Genomic DNA, 18,956 nt, shown 5'->3' with positions numbered 1-18,956 from the left:
CGAAGTATGCAGAATAAACTGGATTTTTTGATCGAGCGCGTGCAGAAGCAGAATCCGCAGGCCAACATCCGTAAAATCCGTGCAGCTTATGAGTGCGCGGCCGCCGCGCATGAGGGCCAAAAACGCAAAAACGGCGAGCCGTATATCATCCATCCGGTTTCGGTCGCGGAGATCGTGGTCGAAATGGGTCTGGACACCGACTCGATCTGCGCGGCGCTGCTGCATGACTGTATCGAGGACACCAACTTCGGCTACAAGGAGATCGAGAATAAATTCGGCACGCCGGTCGCGGAACTGGTCGACGGCGTCACGCGTCTGGGCATGCTGCGCTACTCCAAGGAGCAGGAGCAGTTCGAGGACCTGCGCAAAATGTTCTTGGCGATGGCCAAGGACATCCGCGTCATCCTGATCAAGCTGGCCGACCGCCTGCACAACGCGCGCACCTTCCAGTTCCTGCCCGAGCGCAAGCAGCGCGACAAGGCGCTGGAGACCATGGAGATTTACGCGCCGATCGCGCACCGCCTGGGCATGAGCCGCATCAAGTGGGAACTCGAGGACCTGTCGCTCAAAATCCTCGACCCGATCGGCTACAACGAGATCGTCGAGGGCCTGAAAAAGCAGAGCGAGCAGCACGAGGAGTTCCTCAAGGGCATTCAGGAGCGCATCAGCGCAAAGCTCGCCGAGGCGCATATCAAAAACACGATTTCGGCGCGCGTCAAGCACATTTACTCGATTTACCGCAAGATGTACGCGCAGCACAAGACCATCGACGAGATCTACGACATCTGCGCCGTGCGCGTGATCGTGGACACCGTGGCCGACTGCTACAACGTGCTCGGCTATGTGCACGACCTCTACAAGCCCATCCCGGGCCGCTTCAAGGACTATATCTCGACCCCCAAGCCCAACGGTTACCAGTCGCTGCACACGACGGTTATCGGCCGCGCGGGCGTGCCGTTCGAGGTGCAGATCCGCACGACCGAAATGCACAAGATGGCGGAATACGGCGTCGCGGCGCACTGGAAATACAAGCAGGGCCTGACCAAAAAGGGCAACGAGGAAGCCTTCGCGTGGATTCGCCAGCTGCTCGAAGCGCAGCAGGACACCGAGGCCGAGGACTTTATCAAAAACATCAAGGTCGATCTGTTTGCCGACGAGGTGTTTGTCTTTACGCCCAAGGGCGACGTGGTCAACATGCCCGCGGGCGCGACCCCGATCGACCTTGCTTACGCCATCCACTCGGCGGTCGGCAACCGCATGACCGGCTGCAAGATCAACGGCCGCATCGCGCCGATCGACAGCCAGCTGAAAAACGGCGATATCGTCGAGATCCTGACCTCCAAGGAGGCGCACGGCCCGAGCCGTGACTGGGTCAAGATCGTCAAGACCACCGAGGCGCGCAACAAGATCAAGCAGTGGTTCAAAAAGGAGTGCCGCGAAGAGAACATCGTCAACGGCCGCGAGGATCTGGACCGCGAACTGCGCGCCAACCTGCTGTACAACGGCTTTTACGAGAACGAGGAAGTGCGCAAAAATACACTCAACAAGTTCTCGTTCAATACGCTCGATGAGCTGTACGCCGCCATCGGCTACGGCGGCATCACGCTGACCAAGGTCATCAACAAGGTCAAGGACGACGTCGGCAAGCTGCGCCGCCAGCGCGAGCAGGCCGAGCGCGCGGCCCAGCCGCAGCCCAAACGCGTCACCCGGTCGACCACCGGCGTGGTCGTCGAGGGCATCGACAACTGTCTGGTCAAATTCGCGCGCTGCTGCACGCCGATCCCGGGCGACGAGATCGTCGGCTTCGTCACGCGCGGCTATGGTGTGTCCATCCACCGGCGCGACTGCGTCAATGTCCACATGCACGAGGACCCGGACCGCTGGGTACGCGCGTGGTGGGACGAGGATCTGGCCGCGTCCGACCGCTCGAACCGCTTCTCGACCGGCCTGCAGATTTCGACCCGCAGCCGCATCGGTGTGCTGAGCGACGTGACCGCCGTGCTCGCCGCCTGCAAGATCAACGTGCACGAGATCTCGGCGCGTGACCTCAACGACGGCTTCGGCGTCATCAACGCGATGGTGGACGTCGCGGGCGTGCATCAGCTGGATAACCTCATCAGCCGCCTGCGCTCGATTAAGGGCGTGGTGGACGTGACGCGCACGGTGGACACCAACTGAAAATACACAAACAAGGAACAACCATGCAAAGAAAATACTTCTTTTTTGACATCGACGGCACGCTGAGCATCGGGCAGACCATGGTCATGCCCGAAAGCGCGGTGCGCTGTCTGGAACAGCTGCGCCAAAACGGCCATTTTACGGCGCTCGCCACCGGTCGCTTGCAAGCATCGGCGGCAAACTTTGCGGGGCAACACGGTTTTACGAATTTTGTCGCGGACGGCGGCTACAGCCTGACCTTGGACGGCAAGATCGTGGAGATGAAAAGCCTGCCGGTGCCGGACTGCATCGCGCTGATCGATCGCTTGCAAGCCGCGGGCATCCCGTGGGCGGTGACGCCGGTCAACGAACGCATCTGCCTGACGAGCGACGAGCGCTACCTGCCGTTTGCGCCGCCCGAATATTTTCCGACCAAATGCGATCCCGCGTTCGACTACCGCGCGCAGGATGTGCTGTACAAGGTCAACATTGCCTGCACGGCCGAGCAGGAGGGAGAAATCGACTTCGGCGGCCTGCCGACCGTGCGCTACAACCACGATCTGCTGCTGGTCGAGCCGACCGAGAAGCAGAACGGCATCCGCCGCATGACCCAGCGTCTGGGCATCCCGGATGAGGACGTGGTCATCTTCGGGGACGGCACGAACGACGTGTGCATGTTCGGGCAGGGCTGGTTTTCGATCGCCATGGGCAACGCGCGCGACGCGCTCAAGCGCATGGCGGATTATGTGACCGATCCGGTCGATCAGGACGGTCTGTGGAACGCCTGCCGGCATTTCGGCTGGGTCTGAGGTGAGGAAAAAATGCTGTTTGATACCCATGCACATTATGATGAGGAACGCTTTGACGCCGACCGGGATGAGCTGCTTTCGTCCATGCCGGCGCACAATGTCGGCCTGATTCTCAATCCGGGCTGCGATGTCGAGACCTCGCGCAAGGCAGTCAGCTACGCACAAAAATACCCGTTTGTATACGCGGCTGTCGGCATTCACCCGGAAAATATTAACGAAAACTGGAATAATGACCTTGCGGTCATTAAAGAGATGGCCGAGACCGAGCCGCGCGTGCGCGCGATCGGGGAGGTCGGACTGGACTACTATTGGGAGAAGGACGAGCGCGCCCGTGCGCGGCAGCAGGTCGTGTTCGCCAGACAGATGGAGCTGGCGCGCGAGATCGGCAAGCCGGTCATCGTGCACGACCGCGACGCCCATGCGGACAGTCTGGAGATCGCGCGGCGGTATGCCGGCGTGGGCGGTGTGTTCCACTGCTTCGCGGGCAGCGTCGAGATGGCGCGCGAGCTGCTGGGGCTCGGCTATTACCTCTCGTTTACCGGGGTCATCACCTTCAAGAACGCGCGGCGCGCGATCGAAGTCATCCGCGAAGCGCCGATCGACCGGCTGATGGTCGAGACCGACTCGCCCTATATGGCGCCCGAGCCGTTCCGCGGCCGGCGCAACTCCTCGCTGTACGTTTACCGCATGGCCGAGAAGATCGCCGAGATCAAGGGGATGGACGTCGGGGAGGTCGAGCGCATCACGACGGAAAACGGCAAGCGCCTGTTCGGCATCGACTGAAAAAAGCATAACAAAAAGCCCGCCATCGGCGGGCTTTTTTGGTTGGATTTGCGCTTATTGCGCCCGATACAGGAAGGTCACGATCTGGCTGCGGGTGCAGTCGCTGTCCGGGCTGAAGGTCGAAGCACTGGTGCCGGAGGTAACGCCTTCCGCAAGCGCCCACTGGACGGCGTCGGCATAGTATGCGCTGCTGGCCACATCGGTAAACGCGCTGTCACCGGCTACCGCAGGCGCGCCGGCGGCACGGTACAGGAAGGTCATGCTCTGCGCGCGGGTGCAGGCTTCGTCCGAACCGAAGCGGGTGTCCGAAGTGCCGGACGTGATGCCGTTTTCTACCGCCCACAGCACGGCGTCATAGTAATAGTCGCTCGACTTCACATCGGCAAAGGGGTTGCTGCTGCCCTTGGGTGCGGGCGAGCCGGCAGAGCGCCACAGGAAGGTGACGATCTGGGCGCGGGTGCAGGATGCATCCGGGCCGAAGGTGGTGTCCGAAAGGCCGTTGGTGATTTCGTTTTCCACCGCCCACTGGACGGCGTCAAAGTAGTAGTCGGTCGACCGCACGTCTTCAAAGGCGATTACGCCATCGCCCGCCTTGAGCAGAATGCCGCAGATTTTGCAGTAGGTCGACTTGGAGGGATCGGTGTTGCCGTCCGGGGTGTGCTCGCCGGTTGCCGGGATGGTTTCCTGGTTCTGCACGCCGCAGGTCGAGCAGGTGCGGGTGCGCAGGCCGGCACTGCCGCAGGTGGGCTGCTTGGTGATCACCCAGTCGCCCCAGGTGTGGGTGTGCGGAGGCGCACCGTAAACCGCGTACAGGGCATACTCGCCCGAGCCGCTCTGCTTGGCAAATGCATAGTAGCCGCCGTAGACGATGTTTTCGTTCATCTCGATCTCGAGCGCCTGACCGGACTTGTCCTTGAACTGGTTCATGACCGAGCGGACGAGATCCTCTTCCATGCCGTCCACGCGCAGCACGCCCGAATAGGTGTGGGTCTTATCGACGTCATTGACCTCGATGCAGCCGCCGGTGACGTTCCACAGGCCCTTGAGCGAGTGTTCCGTCATGCCGAGCGAGAAGCTGGACGTCTTGAGCATGCCGCTGGCCATGGTCAGGCCCCAGCAGTGGAACGAGGAACCTGCGTCCACGGTCGTGTCCTGAATCGTGACCTTGTCCAGCAAGACACTGCTGCACTGAAGCGTGCCACCGCCTTTGATGGTCACGGCTTTGCGTTGGGAATCGCGCAGCGAGCTGCCGCCGCTATAGATGATGTTCAGGTAGCCGATCTTGTTATCGTCTCCCTTGACCACGAGGGTGAAATCCTTCGAAGGGTTACAGATCTGGAGCTGATCCGACGTTACGCCGTATTCGTTTTTGCCGAAGGTGCTCTGGATGCCGTTCAGCGTCATGGTGTAGTTGCCGTCGTAGCTCCAGCCGTCGCCCGAGGAGGGCTGATCGAAGGAGTACAGGGTCATGCCGATGTAAAATCCGGAATTGCGCGGTCCGTAAGGGTCGTCGGCCAGCGCCGAGGAAAGCATGCATCCGATGCAGAGCACGAATGCAAGGCAGAGGGATAAGATGCGCTTTTTCATGGGGTGGTCTCCTTTCGGAATAGGATATTTTGCATAGAAATACAAAATGTGGTATTTATATTATAGTATAATTGAACAAACATTGCAATATGGATGCAAAAAATTATGTAAGAAAATAACAAAAGCTCCGAACATTCGGAGCTTTTGTTTTGGAGCGGATGATGGGAGTCGAACCCACCTATGCAGCTTGGGAAGCTGCCGTTCTACCGATGAACTACACCCGCGGGTAACAGTTTTATTATACCGACGCGGGAGAGCTTTGTCAAGGACAAGTGAATGTAAACCATAGAATAAATTCGGGTTGACAATGCGGGATGCATCTGCTATACTCATACCGAAAACAATAAAAGGAGCATTCCCATGGAGCAGAACAAGAGACCCAATACCCGCATGCTGGCGCTCAGCGCGCTGTTTACCGCGCTGGTTGCCGTCGGCGCGTTTATCCGCATCCCGATCCCGCTGTGGCCGTTCACGCTGCAAACGCTGTTTACCACCATGGCCGGCTTGCTGCTGGGGCCGCGGTACGGCACGCTGGCCTGCACCGCGTATATGGTGCTGGGGCTGGTGGGGCTGCCCATCTTCACGGGCGGCGGCGGGCCGCAGTATATCTTCCAGCCGACCTTCGGCTGCATCATCGGCTTTGCGCTGGGCGCGTTGGTGGCCGGCTGGATCGTCCAGCGCGCGCCCAAGCGGACGTTTGCCGTGTTCGCTGCGGCGGGCTTGGCAAGCATTGCCGTGGTTTATGTCATCGGTATGGTCTGGTTCTGGGGCGTCAAGGCGTTTTATATGAACGACCCGATCGGCATGTGGACGCTGTTTGTCACCTGCTTTGTGCCGACGATCGGCGTGGATGTGGTCAAGGCGCTGGCAGCAGCCGCGCTCACGGCACGCCTGGTTCCGGTGGTCGGCACCTACCGCGTGCCGGCGGCCTGAGCGCGTCGGCCGGAAGGCTTGATAAAATATTGAAAAGGACGCTGCGGCGTCCTTTTCTTTTGCGGCGCATTATGGTATACTGCATCATAGAAAGATAGAAGCAAAATCGGGAGGGAAGGATATGACGAAAAGAACCAAAGAGAAAGCACCTGCCACCGAACGGAATACGGAAAAGCATCATCGGGTACGCCGCCGACTGACGATTCGCGGCGTCCTTTCCTTTTTTATTGTGCTGACGTTTATCCGTGCCGCGTTCATGCACCGGTATGAGAATATGTTCGTCTGCGTGCTGTCGCTGGTGCTGTTCTGTGTGCCGGTGATGATCGAGCGCAGTCTGGACATCGATATTCCGCCGCTGATGGAAGCGGTGATCTACTGCTTTATTTTTGCAGCGGAAATCCTCGGGGAAATCAACTCGTTTTACACCATCATCCCCGGCTGGGACACCATGCTGCACACGATCAACGGTTTTCTGGTGGCGGCGGTCGGCTTTTCGCTGGTCGATCTGTTTAACCGCAGCGAACGGTTTTCGTTCAAGCTGTCCCCGCTGTTTTTGGCGATTGTGGCGTTTTGTTTTTCCATGACGGTCGGCGTTTTGTGGGAATTTTTCGAGTTCGGCGCGGATCAGGTGCTGGGCACGGATATGCAGAAGGATTTTATCGTGCACAACATCAATTCGGTCTCGCTCAATCCGGACGGCCTGAACACCGTCGTGCATGAGACGATCCAAAGCCTGATCGTCAACGGCGAGGACTGGATGGAGTTCCCGGGCGGCTATCTGGACATCGGCCTGATCGACACGATGAAGGACTTGCAGGTCAATTTCATCGGCGCGGTCGCGTTTTCCATCATTGGATATTTTTATGTAAAAACGCGCGGCAAGGGCAAAATTGCCGCCTCGCTCATCCCGATTGTGCTCGATCCGCAGCAGGAGCAGGACAAGCAAAAAAAGGAAGGGGAAAATGTGCCGGATGGGGAACCAAATGCGGATGCAGCCCGTCCAACCAAACAGAATACGAAAAAGGAGTAATCCCGACATGAAAAAACATATTACCGCGGCGTCGCTGGCCGCGCTGATGGCTGTTTCTGCGCTGCCGGTCGCGGCCTGCGCCGCACCGGTTCTCAAGGATGGCGCGCCGGTGCCGCAGCTCAACACCACGGATCATATGCAATATATGAACGGCTATGAGGACGGCACCTTCCGTCCGGACGCCACCATCACCCGCGCTGAGGCGTGCCAGCTGATCGCGTCGCTGCTGACCGAGCAGGTCAAAAACGAGGATCGGCTGTTCACCGACGTGGATGTTTCCGCCTGGTATGCCGAGGCGGTGCGCCAGATGACCGGTTTCGGTCTGGTCAACGGCTATGCCGACGGCACGTTCCTGCCGAATGCGTCCATCACCCGCGCGGAGTTCGTGACCATCCTGTCGCGTTTCCCGCATGAGGAAGTGGATTCGGATATGCTCTTTATCGATGTGCCGGAGACCCACTGGGCGTTTGACGCGGTGCACACTGCGCTGGCGCAGGGCTGGGTCACGGGCGACCCGTCCGGCCTGTTCCGCCCGAATGACTCGATCACCCGTGCGGAAGCCGTCACCATCCTCAACCGCGTGCTGGGCCGTCAGGGCGATGCAGTGATGGCCGCCACCGGCGAGGGTATCCGCGTGATGCCGGACGTGCCGGACACGCACTGGGCGTATCTGGCGATGCTCGAGGCGACGACCGATCACAAATATGAGATGACCGACGGCATCGAGTCCTGGACCTCGTATGACAAGGAAACCACCACGCTGGCCGAGGGCTGGCACAACATCGGCGGCTTGCTGTTCCACGTCAACGCTGACCGCCAGTTTGACCGCAACACGACCGTGGACGGTCTGGAGCTCGACCGCAACGGTCGGTACACCACCGGCTCGGAGCAGCTGGACAAGCTGCTGACCAGTGCGGTGGCCGGTGTGGTCAACGACAAGATGACGCAGCTGGAAAAGCTGCGCGCCGTGTATGATTACGCCAAAAAGACCTTCGGCTATCTGGGCATCGGCACGGTCGATACCTCCAAGGACGGCTGGCAGATCGAGCAGGCGATCAACATGCTGACCAATAAGCGCGGCAACTGCTATTCATGGTCGAGCGTGTTCACCTATCTGGCCCGTCAGGTCGGCTTTGACGCTAAGGCGGTCGTGGGCACGGGCGTGTCTCCGAAGGGCAGCGAGTCCGTGCACGCCTGGACCGAGATCACGATCGACGGCGTGGCCTACACCTTTGACCCGCAGATCGAAAGCGTGTATGCAGCGCGCTACGGCGAGCACTACGACCTGTTTATGAAGCCGTACGGCGAAGCGGAATGGGGCTACAAGAAGGCGGAAGAGCCTGAGCAGCCCGATACGCCGGAGGCGCCCGAGGCGGATGCGTCGCTGGTCGCGCTGATGGACAAGATTTACGGCGATAAGAAGGATATCATGGTTGCGCAGACCGTGCTGTACAACGGCATGGGCAGCGAGACCGAGCGCGGTCTGGACTGGTATCTCGGCACGACGGACGTGCAGTTCGACGCGGGTCTGGCGTCCGAGGCGATGATCACCTCGCAGGCGCACTCCATTGTGCTGCTGCGCATGCCGCAGGGCGCGGACATGGAGGCAGCCAAGGCAAAGATCGCTGAGAGCATCGACCCGTTCAAGTGGATCTGCGTCGGCGTCAACCCGGATAAGGTGCGCGTGGAGAGCAACGGCGACCTGATCTGCGTGGTGATGGACGAAGAAAACGGCGACTACTATGCGGACAATTTCCTGTCCTTTGCGGTGGCCGAGTGATCCGCCCACGGGAGAAAATCCACACAAAAAAAGCCCCGGAACCCATGGGTTCCGGGGCTTTTTTGCAGCGTCCGGCGGGATTCCGGCCTCAGAAAGCCGAAAAACCAGCTTACTCAATTTTGAGCAAAACTGCGCTGAATTTGTCAAGTTTGATCGAAATTTCGTCCGGATTTTCGATAAATGAACGGGTGTTCTCTTTTTCTACGCCGCCGAAGCGTTCCCAGTCGGTGTGCAGCAGCACGGTGCAGTCCGACGCGGGCAGGGGGAAGGCGCAGGGCTTGTCCGCGAAGTTGCAGACCGCGGCCAGACGCTCGGTTTCGCCGCGGCGCTCCCAAGCGAACACACAGGGCGCGTCCTCGTCCGTGTCCAGCCAGCGGAAAGAGCCTGACTCGTAGTCCGCGTGCAGCGCGGGGTGGTCGCGGTAGGTCTGCGACAGCGCGCGGAAAAAGGTGTGGAACATGCCGTCGGCATAGGTCCAGTCGAGCTCCGCACTTTCGCTCCATTCGACACGCAGGCCGAGCTCGTTGCCCATAAAATTGAGCTTTTTGCCCGGATGCGCGAACATGTACAGATAGAACGCGCGCGCCTGCGCGTATTTGTCGGTCAGGTCGGCGCCCCACATCTTCTGCACGATGGCCGCCTTGCCGTGCACGACCTCGTCGTGCGACAGCGGCAGCAGATAGTGCTCGTTGGAGAAATATTGCATGGAAAACAGCAGCTGTCCGCGCCGCTCGGCGCGCTCGTCCGGCGGGGTCTGCATATAGGTCAGCGTGTCGTGCATCCAGCCGAGATCCCACTTGTAGTCAAAGCCGAGGCCGCCGTCGCGGACCGGCCGTGTCACGCCGGGATAGGCGGTCGAGTCCTCCGCGATCAGCAGGGCAGAGGGGTGGCGGGCTTTGAGCCCGTCGTTCATGCGCTTGAGGAAGTCCAGCGTGTCGCCGTTGACGCCGCGCGCGGGGTCGCCCTGCCAGTAGATCAGGCGGCTGACCGCGTCCATGCGCAGGCCGTCAAAGTGGAACTGGTCGAGCCAGTAATCGGCTGCGGACTGCAAAAAGCAGCGCACTTCGCGGCGCGAATGGATGAAATTGCAGCTGCCCCACTCACTTTCGCCCACATCGGGGTGGGGATATTCGTAAAGCGGCGTGCCGTCGAACAGTACAAGGCCGTAGCTGTCCACGGCGAAGTGCACGGGGACAAAGTCCATGATCGCGCCGATGCCCGCGTGGTGCAGCCGGTTGATCAGCCGTTTCAGCTGCGCGGGCGTGCCGTAGCGCGCGGTGGGCGCGAAAAAGCCGGTGTTCTGGTAGCCCCACGAGCCATCGAACGGGTGCTCGGACAGCGGCAGGAACTCGACATGGGTAAAGCCGTTGTCCAGCAGATAGGGGATGAGCAGGTCGGCGATCTCGTCATAGCGGTACCAGCCGTTTTCGTCCGCGGGATTGCGCTTCCATGAGCCGAGGTGCAGCTCGTAGATGTTCAGCGGCGCGTCGGGCGCGGCCGTGCGCGCGGCCATCCAGTCCGCGTCGGTGAAGGCGTATTCGTCCGGGTCGGTGATGACCGAGCAGCAGCCCGGCCGCAGCTCCATGGCAAAGCCGTAGGGGTCGCAGTGCTCGACCACCGCGCCGCTGCGGGTGTATATACGGTATTTGTAGAACTGTCCGGGCTGCGCATCCGGCACGGTGACCGCCCAGAAACCGCTGCGGCCGTCCTGTGTCAGTTCATCCTCTTTCCAGTCGTTAAATGCCCCGGTGACCGTGATTTTGGCGGCATTTGGCGCAAAAACACGAAAAGTGACCGACTGGTCTTTGATGTGTGCGCCGAACCAGCGCCATGCGTCGAATACGTTGCCCGCAAAGAAATCCTGTTTGTCCATGAGGGATTCCCTCCTCGTCCGGTTTGGAGTATAGTAACAGTATAGGGGAAGGGCGCGCAAAACACAACCGCCAAAGAACGCGGATTTGTTCAATATTTCGTGAACCAAATCGCCCCGTACCGGCTCTTATCATCGGAAGGCTTCCAAACAGGCAAAAAATTTTTGAACCGATCGGACGGTGCGCGGCTCTGATAGACAGGTGCACCGAAAACGCAAAGGAGTAGAGCAATGACCGATGAACAACTCGTCCGGCGAATGCAGCAGGGAGACATGCAGGCGTTCGACGAACTGTATGAACGATATCAAAATGATGCGTACCGCATCGCCTGTCTGATCACCGGCAACCGTGCGGACGGGGAGGATTTGACGCAGGAGGCGTTTGTGACCTGCGTGCGGTCGATCGGGTCGCTGCGGGACGGGTCCAAATTCCGCCCGTGGCTGCTGCGGACGCTGTCGCGCGCGGCGTGGAAATACTGCCGCAAGGCCAAGCGCGAGACGCCGGTCGCGGAATTTTTCGAGACCGGGGAAGGCGAAAGCGCGCTGTCCGCCGTGCTGCGCACCGACGAGCAGCGGCGGCTGTATCAGGCGATGTACGCGCTCGACGAAAAGCGCCGCACCGTGCTGGTGCTGTATTATTTCGACAACCGGCCGGTCAAAGAGATCGCGCGCACGCTCGGCGTGACCGAGGGCACGGTCAAATCCCGCCTGTTTTCCGCCCGCCGCCATCTGCGGCAGGCGCTGACCGAAAAAGAGGGAAAGCCAGAGGAGGCTGTGACACATGGATGAGATGAAGATGGATCGCGAAATGCAGGAGATGCTGCACCAGTGCGCGCAGGAGCTGGAGGCGCCGGAAAAACTCAAAACCCGTATTGATTTTGCGGTCAGGAGCGGCGCAATGCCGCGTAAGGTGCGCCGCCCGTTCGCCAAGCGGCTGGCAGCGGTCGCGCTGGTCGCGGCGGTGGCCGTCACCGGCGCGGTGGCGGCGAACGGCATCGCGGCCTATACGTTCGGCAGCTCGCGGTCGAACGAGCGCATGAGCTATACCGAGACGCAGGCTGAGCTGACCGACGGCGCCAAGATGCCCGAGACGTTCGCGAACGGCTTTGCGTTTGACCGCGGCGTGCATGAGTACGGCGGCGAAAAGGACGAGGATGGCAACACGCTGCGTGAGTGGACGAACATCGACGCGGACTATCAGCGGGATGGCGTGACCCTCCATCTGAGCATCGGTGCAGCAAAGGACGATGGCACGACCGCGGACGCAAATCACTATGACGAGACCCGCACAATCGACGGCGTGACCGTGCAGTATAGCACCTATGATTACAAGGCAGTGCCCGCGGATTATCAGCCGATCGCCGAGGAGCAAGCGGCAATCGACGCAGGCGATTTGCAGATCGGCTATGGCGCAAACGAGATCACGGTGCAGGCGTATCAGTTCCTGCGCTGGCAGCAGGACGGCGTTTCGTACACGCTCAGCGGCTTTGATCTCGGCATGACGGCCGATGAGCTGTTCGATATGGCGCAGGAGATGATCGCCTCTTAAACCGCGAAAAAAGGTAGATACAGAGGAAAAACAGAACAAAAAGCAGAAAAGCGTCCGATTGGACGCTTTTCTGCTTTTTCAGTACCGGTCGCAGTAGCCCTCGCCGCCGTTTGCCAGCGACTTGAGCGCCTGCGCGGCGCGCGTGTCCGGGTCGTCCGCGATGCAGACGGCGTCGGTCAGCGTTTCGCGCGACGCGTGCGGCAGCTCGAAGAAGCGTTCCATCGCGCGCGTGTCGTGTCCCATGGCACTGAGAAAGGAGAAGGGCACGTCGGCCGATACCTGCTTGCGCTTGTCGTGTTTCACGGGCATTCGCTCCTTTCCGATTGCAGTATGTGCCGTGGGCATGATATAATACGGGTAACATCGGAAAAAGGAGCGCCACAAAATGGAGCTTGTCAAAAATAAAATGTATCGCTGTCAGATCGTGGATTACACCGCGGACGGCACCGGCATCGGCAAGGTGGACGGCCGCGCGGTGTTCGTGCCGCGCACGGCGGTGGGCGACCAGTGCGACGTGCGCATCGTCAAGCTGACCAAGAACGTCGCGTACGGGCGGCTGGAAAAGATCGTCGTGCCGTCGGGCGCGCGCATCCGCCCGGCCTGTCCAGTCGCGGATAAGTGCGGCGGCTGCTGCTATCAGCACATCACCTATGAGGAGGAGCTGCGCGCCAAGGAGAAAAAGGTGCGTGACGCGCTCACCCGCATCGGCGGGCAGGACGGTGCGGTGCTTGAGGGCATCACGGGCGCGCCGACGACCGAGCATTACCGCAACAAAGCGCAGTATCCGGTCGGACGGGACGCGGACGGCAGCATTGTGACCGGGTTTTACCGGCCGCGCAGCCATGATATCGTGCCGGTCGAGCGGTGCCTGATCCAGTCCGAGACCGCCGACCGCATCGCGGCCATCGTGCGGCAATGGATGCAGGAATTCGACGTGCCGCCGTATGATTATGCCGCCAAACGCGGCGCCGTGCGGCATATTTACGTCCGCGTGGGCGAAAAAAGCGGCGAAAGCCAGCTGACGCTGATCGCGGCGACGCGCAAAATGCCCGCACTGGATGAATTGGTGCGCCGGCTGCGCGCGGCTGAGCCGTCGCTGACCGGCATTCTGCTCAATCACAACCAGCGCGGCGACAACGTCATCCTCGGTGATCGCACGGACGTGCTGTGGGGCGAGCCGATGCTGGAGGACCGGCTGTGCGGGCACTCGTTTCTGCTCTCGCCCGAGGCGTTTTATCAGGTCAACCACGCGCAGGCCGAGCGGCTGTATGCGTGCGCGGCAGACTTTGCAAACTTGACGGGCGAGGAAACGGTGATCGACCTGTACTGCGGCGCGGGCACCATCACGCTGACGCTGGCGGAGCACGCAAAAACCGTGATCGGTGTGGAAATCGTGCCCGAAGCGGTGGAAAACGCGCGGCAGAACGCGGTGCGCAACCATATGGACAACGTCGAGTTCCTGTGCGCGGACGCGGGGCAGGCGGCGCGGCAACTGGCCGCGCGCGGCGTCCGTCCGGACGTGCTGGTGGTCGATCCGCCGCGCAAGGGGCTGGACGAGCAGGCGCGCGACGCGATCTTGAAGATGCTGCCGCCGCGCGTGGTGTATGTGTCGTGCGACCCGGCAACGCTCGCGCGCGATGTGCGCGAACTGACCGGCGCGGGCTATGTGCTTGCGCGCGCGCAGGCGTTTGACCTGTTCCCGCGCACCGGACACGTCGAGACGGTTGCTCTTCTATCTCGGAAATCTGCATCGAAGTCTTTCATACCGGTTTCCATCAGTCCGAAGGACATGGGGCTGTCCGAGGAGAAGGACCAGCCGACGTATGCGAACATCCGCGATTACGTCCAGAAAACGCACGGCATGAAGGTCAGCTCCTTGTACGTTGCGCAGATGAAGGCCGAGTGCGGACTGGAAACGCAGGCCGACAGGTCAGGCGACAAGAAGCAACCGAAGTGCCCGCCTGAAAAGCGCGAGGCGATTCTTGATGCGTTCCGTCATTTCGGACTCATAGGAGAAGACGAGACGGAGAAATAGAACGCTGTATTTTTCATTCTGAGACGTTTTAAGCCCGTTGGGGTATCGTGTACCCCTCGGGCTTTTTTCGTGCCTTAAAACGCCTCTGAAGCGGTCGGAGGATATTCGAGCGCCCATGTGCATCTCGCGTTCGCTCGATGCAAGGGTGGCCGCCCTGCGGGCGGCAGTTGGATGTGGGTGGATATACAGAAGGGATGCGGCATGGGCCTCGTTCATTAAAGCGTATTAACGTATAGAAGGTTTGTTCCAGTTTTGAAATTCGATTTTATGCTCATTTATGAGGGTTTTTTCCTGAAAATGTTCCATTTGTTCCAGTTGTTCCAATTCGCAAAATCGGAGTTGGAACGTACTTTTTCCCGTAATGATGGGCGTTCCTAGTGAATGTTCCATTTGTTCCAATTATTTTCAAACCTAAAGCGCGGAAAAAAGAATATGGAAATGGGTCTCTATATAGGTGTTTATATATAGAGGACTTGTTGAAAACTGGAACAATTGGAACAAACGCCCCGAGAAGCCGATGAACACGGGAAAAACCCTGTTCTAATTTGAAAAACGGAGTTGGAACAAAATTAGCGAATCGCTCGAAGAAGCCCATGAACACGGAAAAGTCTTGTTCCAACTTTTTTGGAACAAATTGGAACAGACCCTGCAATTCTTGGCGTACCTCCTCTTCCCCCGCCGATGCGTTCGGGGCGCGGGCGGAAGATTATTTGAACCGATTTCTGCCCATATATGAGCGGAAATAGGCTCTGACCTGCGGCGACGGGAAAATTGATATTGCTTTAATTGCCTTAATGGCGTATAATAAAACACGTATAGATGAATGGCTCAGCACCCGTCCCGTCCTTGATGCGGGGTTGCTACCGGGAATAGGAGCCGAGCGCTCGGTCGAATAGGCCGTGCGTCACGGGCGAAATAACGAACACGAAGCTCCCGTGGAAACCGAGATAGACAAGGCTTTGCGCCTCTGTCCTTCTTTGGTTTCCACGGGAGCTTTTTTTGTTTCGCGAAAAGGACTTTGAACATGGAGGTGGCTGGTTATGGCTAAAGGAAAGAAGCAAGTAAAAGAGGTAAATCCCTCTTATATGACGACGCGCGAGGTGGCGGCGTTCCTCGGTTTGAGCGCGGGGACGCTCTGCGTCTGGCGCTGTCAGGGCAAGGGGCCGAGTTACTACAAGGTCGGAAACGCAGTTCGCTACAAGATTGACGACGTTGAGGCGTGGAAGAACGCGAACGTGAAGCACGTTGAGCTGACGAATTAAGGAGGTGAGAACATGGAGGCAAAAGAAAACCGCCCCGACGCCTGCACAGCTTCCGGGACGGCCAAATCTATATATAAATATTTTAGCACAGATGCGACTGATATTCAAGAGGGAAAGGGATGGCTGTGCCTGCCCGAGGATTGTGCCGATATGGTCGCCTTTTGCGAAGAGCAGAGCATCGCGTACGACAATCTTCTCGCGTATGCCGCCCTGTCCTACCTTCAGGACATCGACGCCGAGAATCCGCCCTCTCGCGATACGCTCAAGTTCGAGCTTCTGACGCTGACGAACCACTGCATCGACGCGTACAACTTGGGCAAGCGTGACCCGAACGCGGCTCCCGGCGCGAAGCAGAAGGATGCCTATCCTGACCAGAAGCAGGGCGTCGAACGTTATAAGCGCCTGTCGGGTCTCCATTTCTTGCAGATTGCCATTGTCCTGCGCGAGCTGCATCACGCTATCGGGATACCCTGCAACAGGGCTGACGACGACGGCAACTTCGACATAGGCGTCTATCAGGAGAGCGGTCCGAACAAGGGGTGCTATGACACGACCGAAGAGGCCCTGACGCGCCTGATTCGCAGCTACAACATGGCAATCACCACGAAGGGCGTCGCCGAAACGGTTGCCACCCTTCGCGACATCTGCGAGAAGAAGAGGGCGTGCACGGACAAAGACCTCGTTGCCGTGAACAATGGCATCTATGACTACGGCAACAAGATTCTGATGGATTTTGACCCCGAGCTGGTCTTTCTGGCGAAATCCCATATTGATTTTGTCAACCATGCGCCGAATCCCGTCATCCACAACGACGAGGACGGCACCGATTGGGATGTCGCATCTTGGATGAACGAGCTTTCCGACGACCCGGAAATCGTCAAGCTCCTATGGCAAATCATCGGAGCCGTCATCCGCCCGAACGTGAGCTGGAACAAGAGCGCATGGTTCTATTCGACGCTGGGCAACAACGGCAAGGGCACGTTGTGTGTCCTGCTGCGTAACCTATGCGGGTCGGGTGCTTGGGCATCCATTCCCCTGAAGAACTTCTCGGAGCCGTTCATGTTGGAGCCTCTGACCCGCGTGTCTGCCGTCATTACCGACGAGAACGACACGGGGACGTTCGTGGACGACGCAGCGGCGCTCAAGAGCGTCATCACGGGCGACCCCTTCCAGCTGAATCGCAAGTTCAAGGCACCCCGCAACGTACTCTTTCGCGGGTTCATGATTCAGTGCGTCAACGAGTTGCCGAAGCTCCGCGACAAGTCCGAGTCTATGTACCGCCGCCTGCTGGTGATTCCGTTCGACAAGCGATTTCAGGGATGCGAGCGCAAGTACATCAAGGACGACTACCTGAACCGTCAGGACGTTCTTGAGTACGTGCTCTATCACGTGCTCGCCGAGACCGACTATTACGAGCTGGACGAGCCGGATGCTTGCTCGGCGCTTTTGGATGATTTCCGCGTGGCGAACGACCCCCTGCGTCAGTTCGCCGACGAGATTTTCCCTGCGGCGTCTTGGCATCTGCTTCCCTGCAAGTTCCTGTACGACCTGTACCGCCATTGGTTCCAGCGCAATCAGCCCTCCGGTCGCATGCTCGGCCGAAACGCTTTCTACGAATCAATCGAGGGCCTTGCCGAGGAACAGGGCTGGCAGTTGCAGGAACGCGTTCGAAGCACCGGGCGTATGGATTTCCCCGAGCCGCTGATTCTCGAATACGAGGTCAAGGAGTGGATGAATCCGACGTATCGCGGCTCCGACCCGGACCGCATTTGCACCCCGGACCCGAAGGACAGCTATCGCGGATACGTGCGTATCTCGACCGCCTTCTTCGACGGCGGTTATGACATAGACGATTCGATAAACAAGGAGGAATAAATCATGAGCACTAAGAAGAAGATTGCCGACATCGACAAGGCGATTGAGGAGATGCAGCAGCGCCGTGACGAGTGTTTCAAACACATCGGCAAGGTGATGTACGAGAGCTGCCCCGAGCTGGGCGACATGAGCGTCGCCGACATGCGCAAGGCGGGGCGCTACCTGCACAAGTATCTGTCGGAGAAGTCGCCTTCGCGGGGTGCCTCCCCTGCCCGAAACGGCGCGCCCGTCGCGTCCGATTCGGGTAGCACGCCCGCCCCGGACGGACGCGAGCCTATGCCCGTGACGGGCTATGGCGAGGGCATGTAGCGAGGCAGTCGTGCCTCCTATCCGGCACCCCGCAAGGGGTGTCCGGGGTGCCCCGTTCCGAATGGGATGCTTCGCCGAGTCGTCGGTGAAAGCTGGTTGGGAACAGGGCGCATCTGGGGGTTCGAAGGGGGCAGTGAAAACTGCCCCCTCGCGAGCGGGACGTGTAACGACAAAACGAAGGATTTTTCGACGCAGTAGAAAAATCCGAAGTTTTGTAGGGACAAGTCCCATGCTCGCTCCTTTTTTAGCGTCGAATTTGCTGTCGAAAAATCAACGCGCACGTTGCATTAAAAAAGGAGGTGTTTTACGTGGGTGTGAGTTCAGACATGAGGAGCAGCCGCGTGCGCCGTCAGGCGGCTAAGAAACCGAACAAGGAACGCACGGTTCAGGTTCGGTTTTCGGACGAGGAGCTTGCCGCGCTGGACGCGATTTGCTCCGAGAAAAAGATGACCCGCTCCGCATTTCTCCGCAGTTGCGTGGAGAAGGTACAGAGCGGGGACGCCGAGCCGACATATCTTGTGATGAGGAACGCCGACGCGGAGCGTATGGCATCCGAGGCAAAGCGCATCGGCGTCAACGTGAACCAGATTGCACGAGCGCTGAACGCGGAGTCCAAGTCGCATCGGGGTTCGCTTTCCTCGGGCGTGCTCGGCGAGTGCAAGACGGGTCTCGAAGAGGTTCGCGGCGAGCTGTCGAAGCTGACCGATGAGGTGGACGGCCTGCGCACCGATTTCGGCAAGGATGTGTTCACCGCCATGGCCCTGCTGTGGCGTGACCCGGATGTTCCTGAGCGGATACAGGAGCTGTGCGATTACTGGTACGGCGAGCGTGGCGAGAAGATTCTTTTTGGAGACCTGCTAAAAAAAGTCAAGTAAAATTTTCGAGAGAATGAGCAAAAAAACGAGCGCACAAATCTAAGCCGCTGAGCATCTCAAAATCGAAATGGCGGCCGGCCAGATGATATAGTGCAGAAAAAT

General features: G+C 59.3%; 17 protein-coding genes and 1 tRNA gene. 13 read left to right on the top strand and 5 right to left on the bottom strand.

Going from position 1 to position 18,956, the window contains the following annotated elements; translation table 11 throughout:
* Nucleotides 1-6: 6 nt before the first annotated feature.
* The 3 genes from EJL02_RS12825 to EJL02_RS12815 are packed head-to-tail and all read left to right on the top strand — an operon-like array spanning nucleotide 7 to nucleotide 3,749.
* On the top strand, nucleotides 7-2,178 hold the full coding sequence (locus EJL02_RS12825; protein ID WP_125116756.1) for a RelA/SpoT family protein: 2,172 nt from the start codon (nucleotides 7-9) through the stop codon (nucleotides 2,176-2,178).
* 23 nt (nucleotides 2,179-2,201) lie between these two features.
* Nucleotides 2,202-2,966, top strand: a complete 765-nt coding sequence (locus EJL02_RS12820) for an HAD family hydrolase (protein ID WP_125116755.1) — start codon at nucleotides 2,202-2,204, stop codon at nucleotides 2,964-2,966.
* A 12-nt stretch (nucleotides 2,967-2,978) separates the two neighbouring features.
* Entirely contained in the window at nucleotides 2,979-3,749 is a 771-nt protein-coding gene (locus tag EJL02_RS12815) for a TatD family hydrolase (protein ID WP_125116754.1), read from the top strand.
* A gap of 54 nt (nucleotides 3,750-3,803) precedes the next feature.
* On the opposite strand, the gene EJL02_RS12810 is transcribed toward EJL02_RS12815, so the two are convergent.
* Together EJL02_RS12810 and EJL02_RS12805 are read right to left on the bottom strand one after the other, a co-directional pair.
* Entirely contained in the window at nucleotides 3,804-5,336 is a 1,533-nt protein-coding gene (locus tag EJL02_RS12810) for an S-layer homology domain-containing protein (protein WP_125116753.1), read from the bottom strand.
* A gap of 150 nt (nucleotides 5,337-5,486) precedes the next feature.
* A tRNA-Gly gene (locus tag EJL02_RS12805) sits at nucleotides 5,487-5,560 on the bottom strand.
* Between the two features lie 136 nt (nucleotides 5,561-5,696).
* Between EJL02_RS12805 and EJL02_RS12800 the strand changes: the two genes are divergently transcribed.
* From EJL02_RS12800 to EJL02_RS12790, 3 genes are all read left to right on the top strand, one after another.
* Nucleotides 5,697-6,269: a biotin transporter BioY gene (locus tag EJL02_RS12800; protein ID WP_125116752.1), complete on the top strand. Its 573-nt coding sequence runs from the start codon at nucleotides 5,697-5,699 to the stop codon at nucleotides 6,267-6,269.
* 121 nt (nucleotides 6,270-6,390) lie between these two features.
* Entirely contained in the window at nucleotides 6,391-7,299 is a 909-nt protein-coding gene (locus tag EJL02_RS12795; protein WP_243114496.1) for a hypothetical protein, read from the top strand.
* A gap of 7 nt (nucleotides 7,300-7,306) precedes the next feature.
* Complete coding sequence (locus EJL02_RS12790) at nucleotides 7,307-9,079, top strand: S-layer homology domain-containing protein (protein ID WP_164510424.1); 1,773 nt, start codon at nucleotides 7,307-7,309, stop codon at nucleotides 9,077-9,079.
* Nucleotides 9,080-9,188: 109 nt separating this feature from the next.
* Here EJL02_RS12790 and glgB read toward each other — a convergent pair whose 3' ends face one another.
* The gene (glgB, locus tag EJL02_RS12785; RefSeq protein WP_125116750.1) at nucleotides 9,189-10,952 is read right to left on the bottom strand and encodes a 1,4-alpha-glucan branching protein GlgB; all 1,764 of its coding nucleotides are present in this window, start codon (nucleotides 10,950-10,952) and stop codon (nucleotides 9,189-9,191) included.
* Between the two features lie 228 nt (nucleotides 10,953-11,180).
* Between glgB and EJL02_RS12780 the strand changes: the two genes are divergently transcribed.
* Nucleotides 11,181-11,738, top strand: a complete 558-nt coding sequence (locus EJL02_RS12780) for an RNA polymerase sigma factor (protein ID WP_125116749.1) — start codon at nucleotides 11,181-11,183, stop codon at nucleotides 11,736-11,738.
* Nucleotides 11,731-12,498 carry a hypothetical protein gene (locus EJL02_RS12775; RefSeq protein ID WP_125116748.1) on the top strand — a complete coding sequence of 256 codons (768 nt, stop codon included), beginning with the start codon at nucleotides 11,731-11,733 and terminating at the stop codon, nucleotides 12,496-12,498. Before EJL02_RS12780 ends, EJL02_RS12775 begins: the two co-directional genes overlap by 8 nt.
* 78 nt (nucleotides 12,499-12,576) lie before the next feature.
* On the opposite strand, the gene EJL02_RS12770 is transcribed toward EJL02_RS12775, so the two are convergent.
* Entirely contained in the window at nucleotides 12,577-12,801 is a 225-nt protein-coding gene (locus tag EJL02_RS12770) for a hypothetical protein (protein ID WP_125116747.1), read from the bottom strand.
* A gap of 82 nt (nucleotides 12,802-12,883) precedes the next feature.
* Between EJL02_RS12770 and rlmD the strand changes: the two genes are divergently transcribed.
* The gene (gene rlmD / locus EJL02_RS12765) at nucleotides 12,884-14,533 is read left to right on the top strand and encodes a 23S rRNA (uracil(1939)-C(5))-methyltransferase RlmD (protein ID WP_125116746.1); all 1,650 of its coding nucleotides are present in this window, start codon (nucleotides 12,884-12,886) and stop codon (nucleotides 14,531-14,533) included.
* Nucleotides 14,534-14,804: 271 nt separating this feature from the next.
* Here rlmD and EJL02_RS12760 read toward each other — a convergent pair whose 3' ends face one another.
* Complete coding sequence (locus EJL02_RS12760; RefSeq protein ID WP_125116745.1) at nucleotides 14,805-15,185, bottom strand: hypothetical protein; 381 nt, start codon at nucleotides 15,183-15,185, stop codon at nucleotides 14,805-14,807.
* 388 nt (nucleotides 15,186-15,573) lie between these two features.
* Here EJL02_RS12760 and EJL02_RS12755 point away from each other — a divergent pair, with 388 nt between their 5' ends.
* The 4 genes from EJL02_RS12755 to EJL02_RS12740 all read left to right on the top strand — a co-directional run bounded on the left by EJL02_RS12755 (nucleotide 15,574) and on the right by EJL02_RS12740 (nucleotide 18,854).
* Nucleotides 15,574-15,795, top strand: coding sequence for a helix-turn-helix transcriptional regulator (locus tag EJL02_RS12755; protein ID WP_164510423.1), 222 nt, complete (start codon nucleotides 15,574-15,576; stop codon nucleotides 15,793-15,795).
* A 12-nt stretch (nucleotides 15,796-15,807) separates the two neighbouring features.
* Nucleotides 15,808-17,670 (top strand): DNA primase family protein, encoded by a 1,863-nt coding sequence (locus EJL02_RS12750; protein ID WP_125116744.1) that lies wholly within the window; start codon nucleotides 15,808-15,810, stop codon nucleotides 17,668-17,670.
* Between the two features lie 3 nt (nucleotides 17,671-17,673).
* The gene (locus EJL02_RS12745) at nucleotides 17,674-17,979 is read left to right on the top strand and encodes a hypothetical protein (protein ID WP_125116743.1); all 306 of its coding nucleotides are present in this window, start codon (nucleotides 17,674-17,676) and stop codon (nucleotides 17,977-17,979) included.
* 308 nt (nucleotides 17,980-18,287) lie between these two features.
* On the top strand, nucleotides 18,288-18,854 hold the full coding sequence (locus EJL02_RS12740; RefSeq protein WP_125116742.1) for a MobC family plasmid mobilization relaxosome protein: 567 nt from the start codon (nucleotides 18,288-18,290) through the stop codon (nucleotides 18,852-18,854).
* Nucleotides 18,855-18,956: the final 102 nt, after the last annotated feature.

The organism is Agathobaculum sp. Marseille-P7918, assembly GCF_900625105.1.
In the GTDB taxonomy this organism is placed as follows: domain Bacteria; phylum Bacillota; class Clostridia; order Oscillospirales; family Butyricicoccaceae; genus Agathobaculum.
Note: the sequence above shows the minus strand (reverse complement) of the source record. Positions and strands in the feature narration are given on the sequence as shown.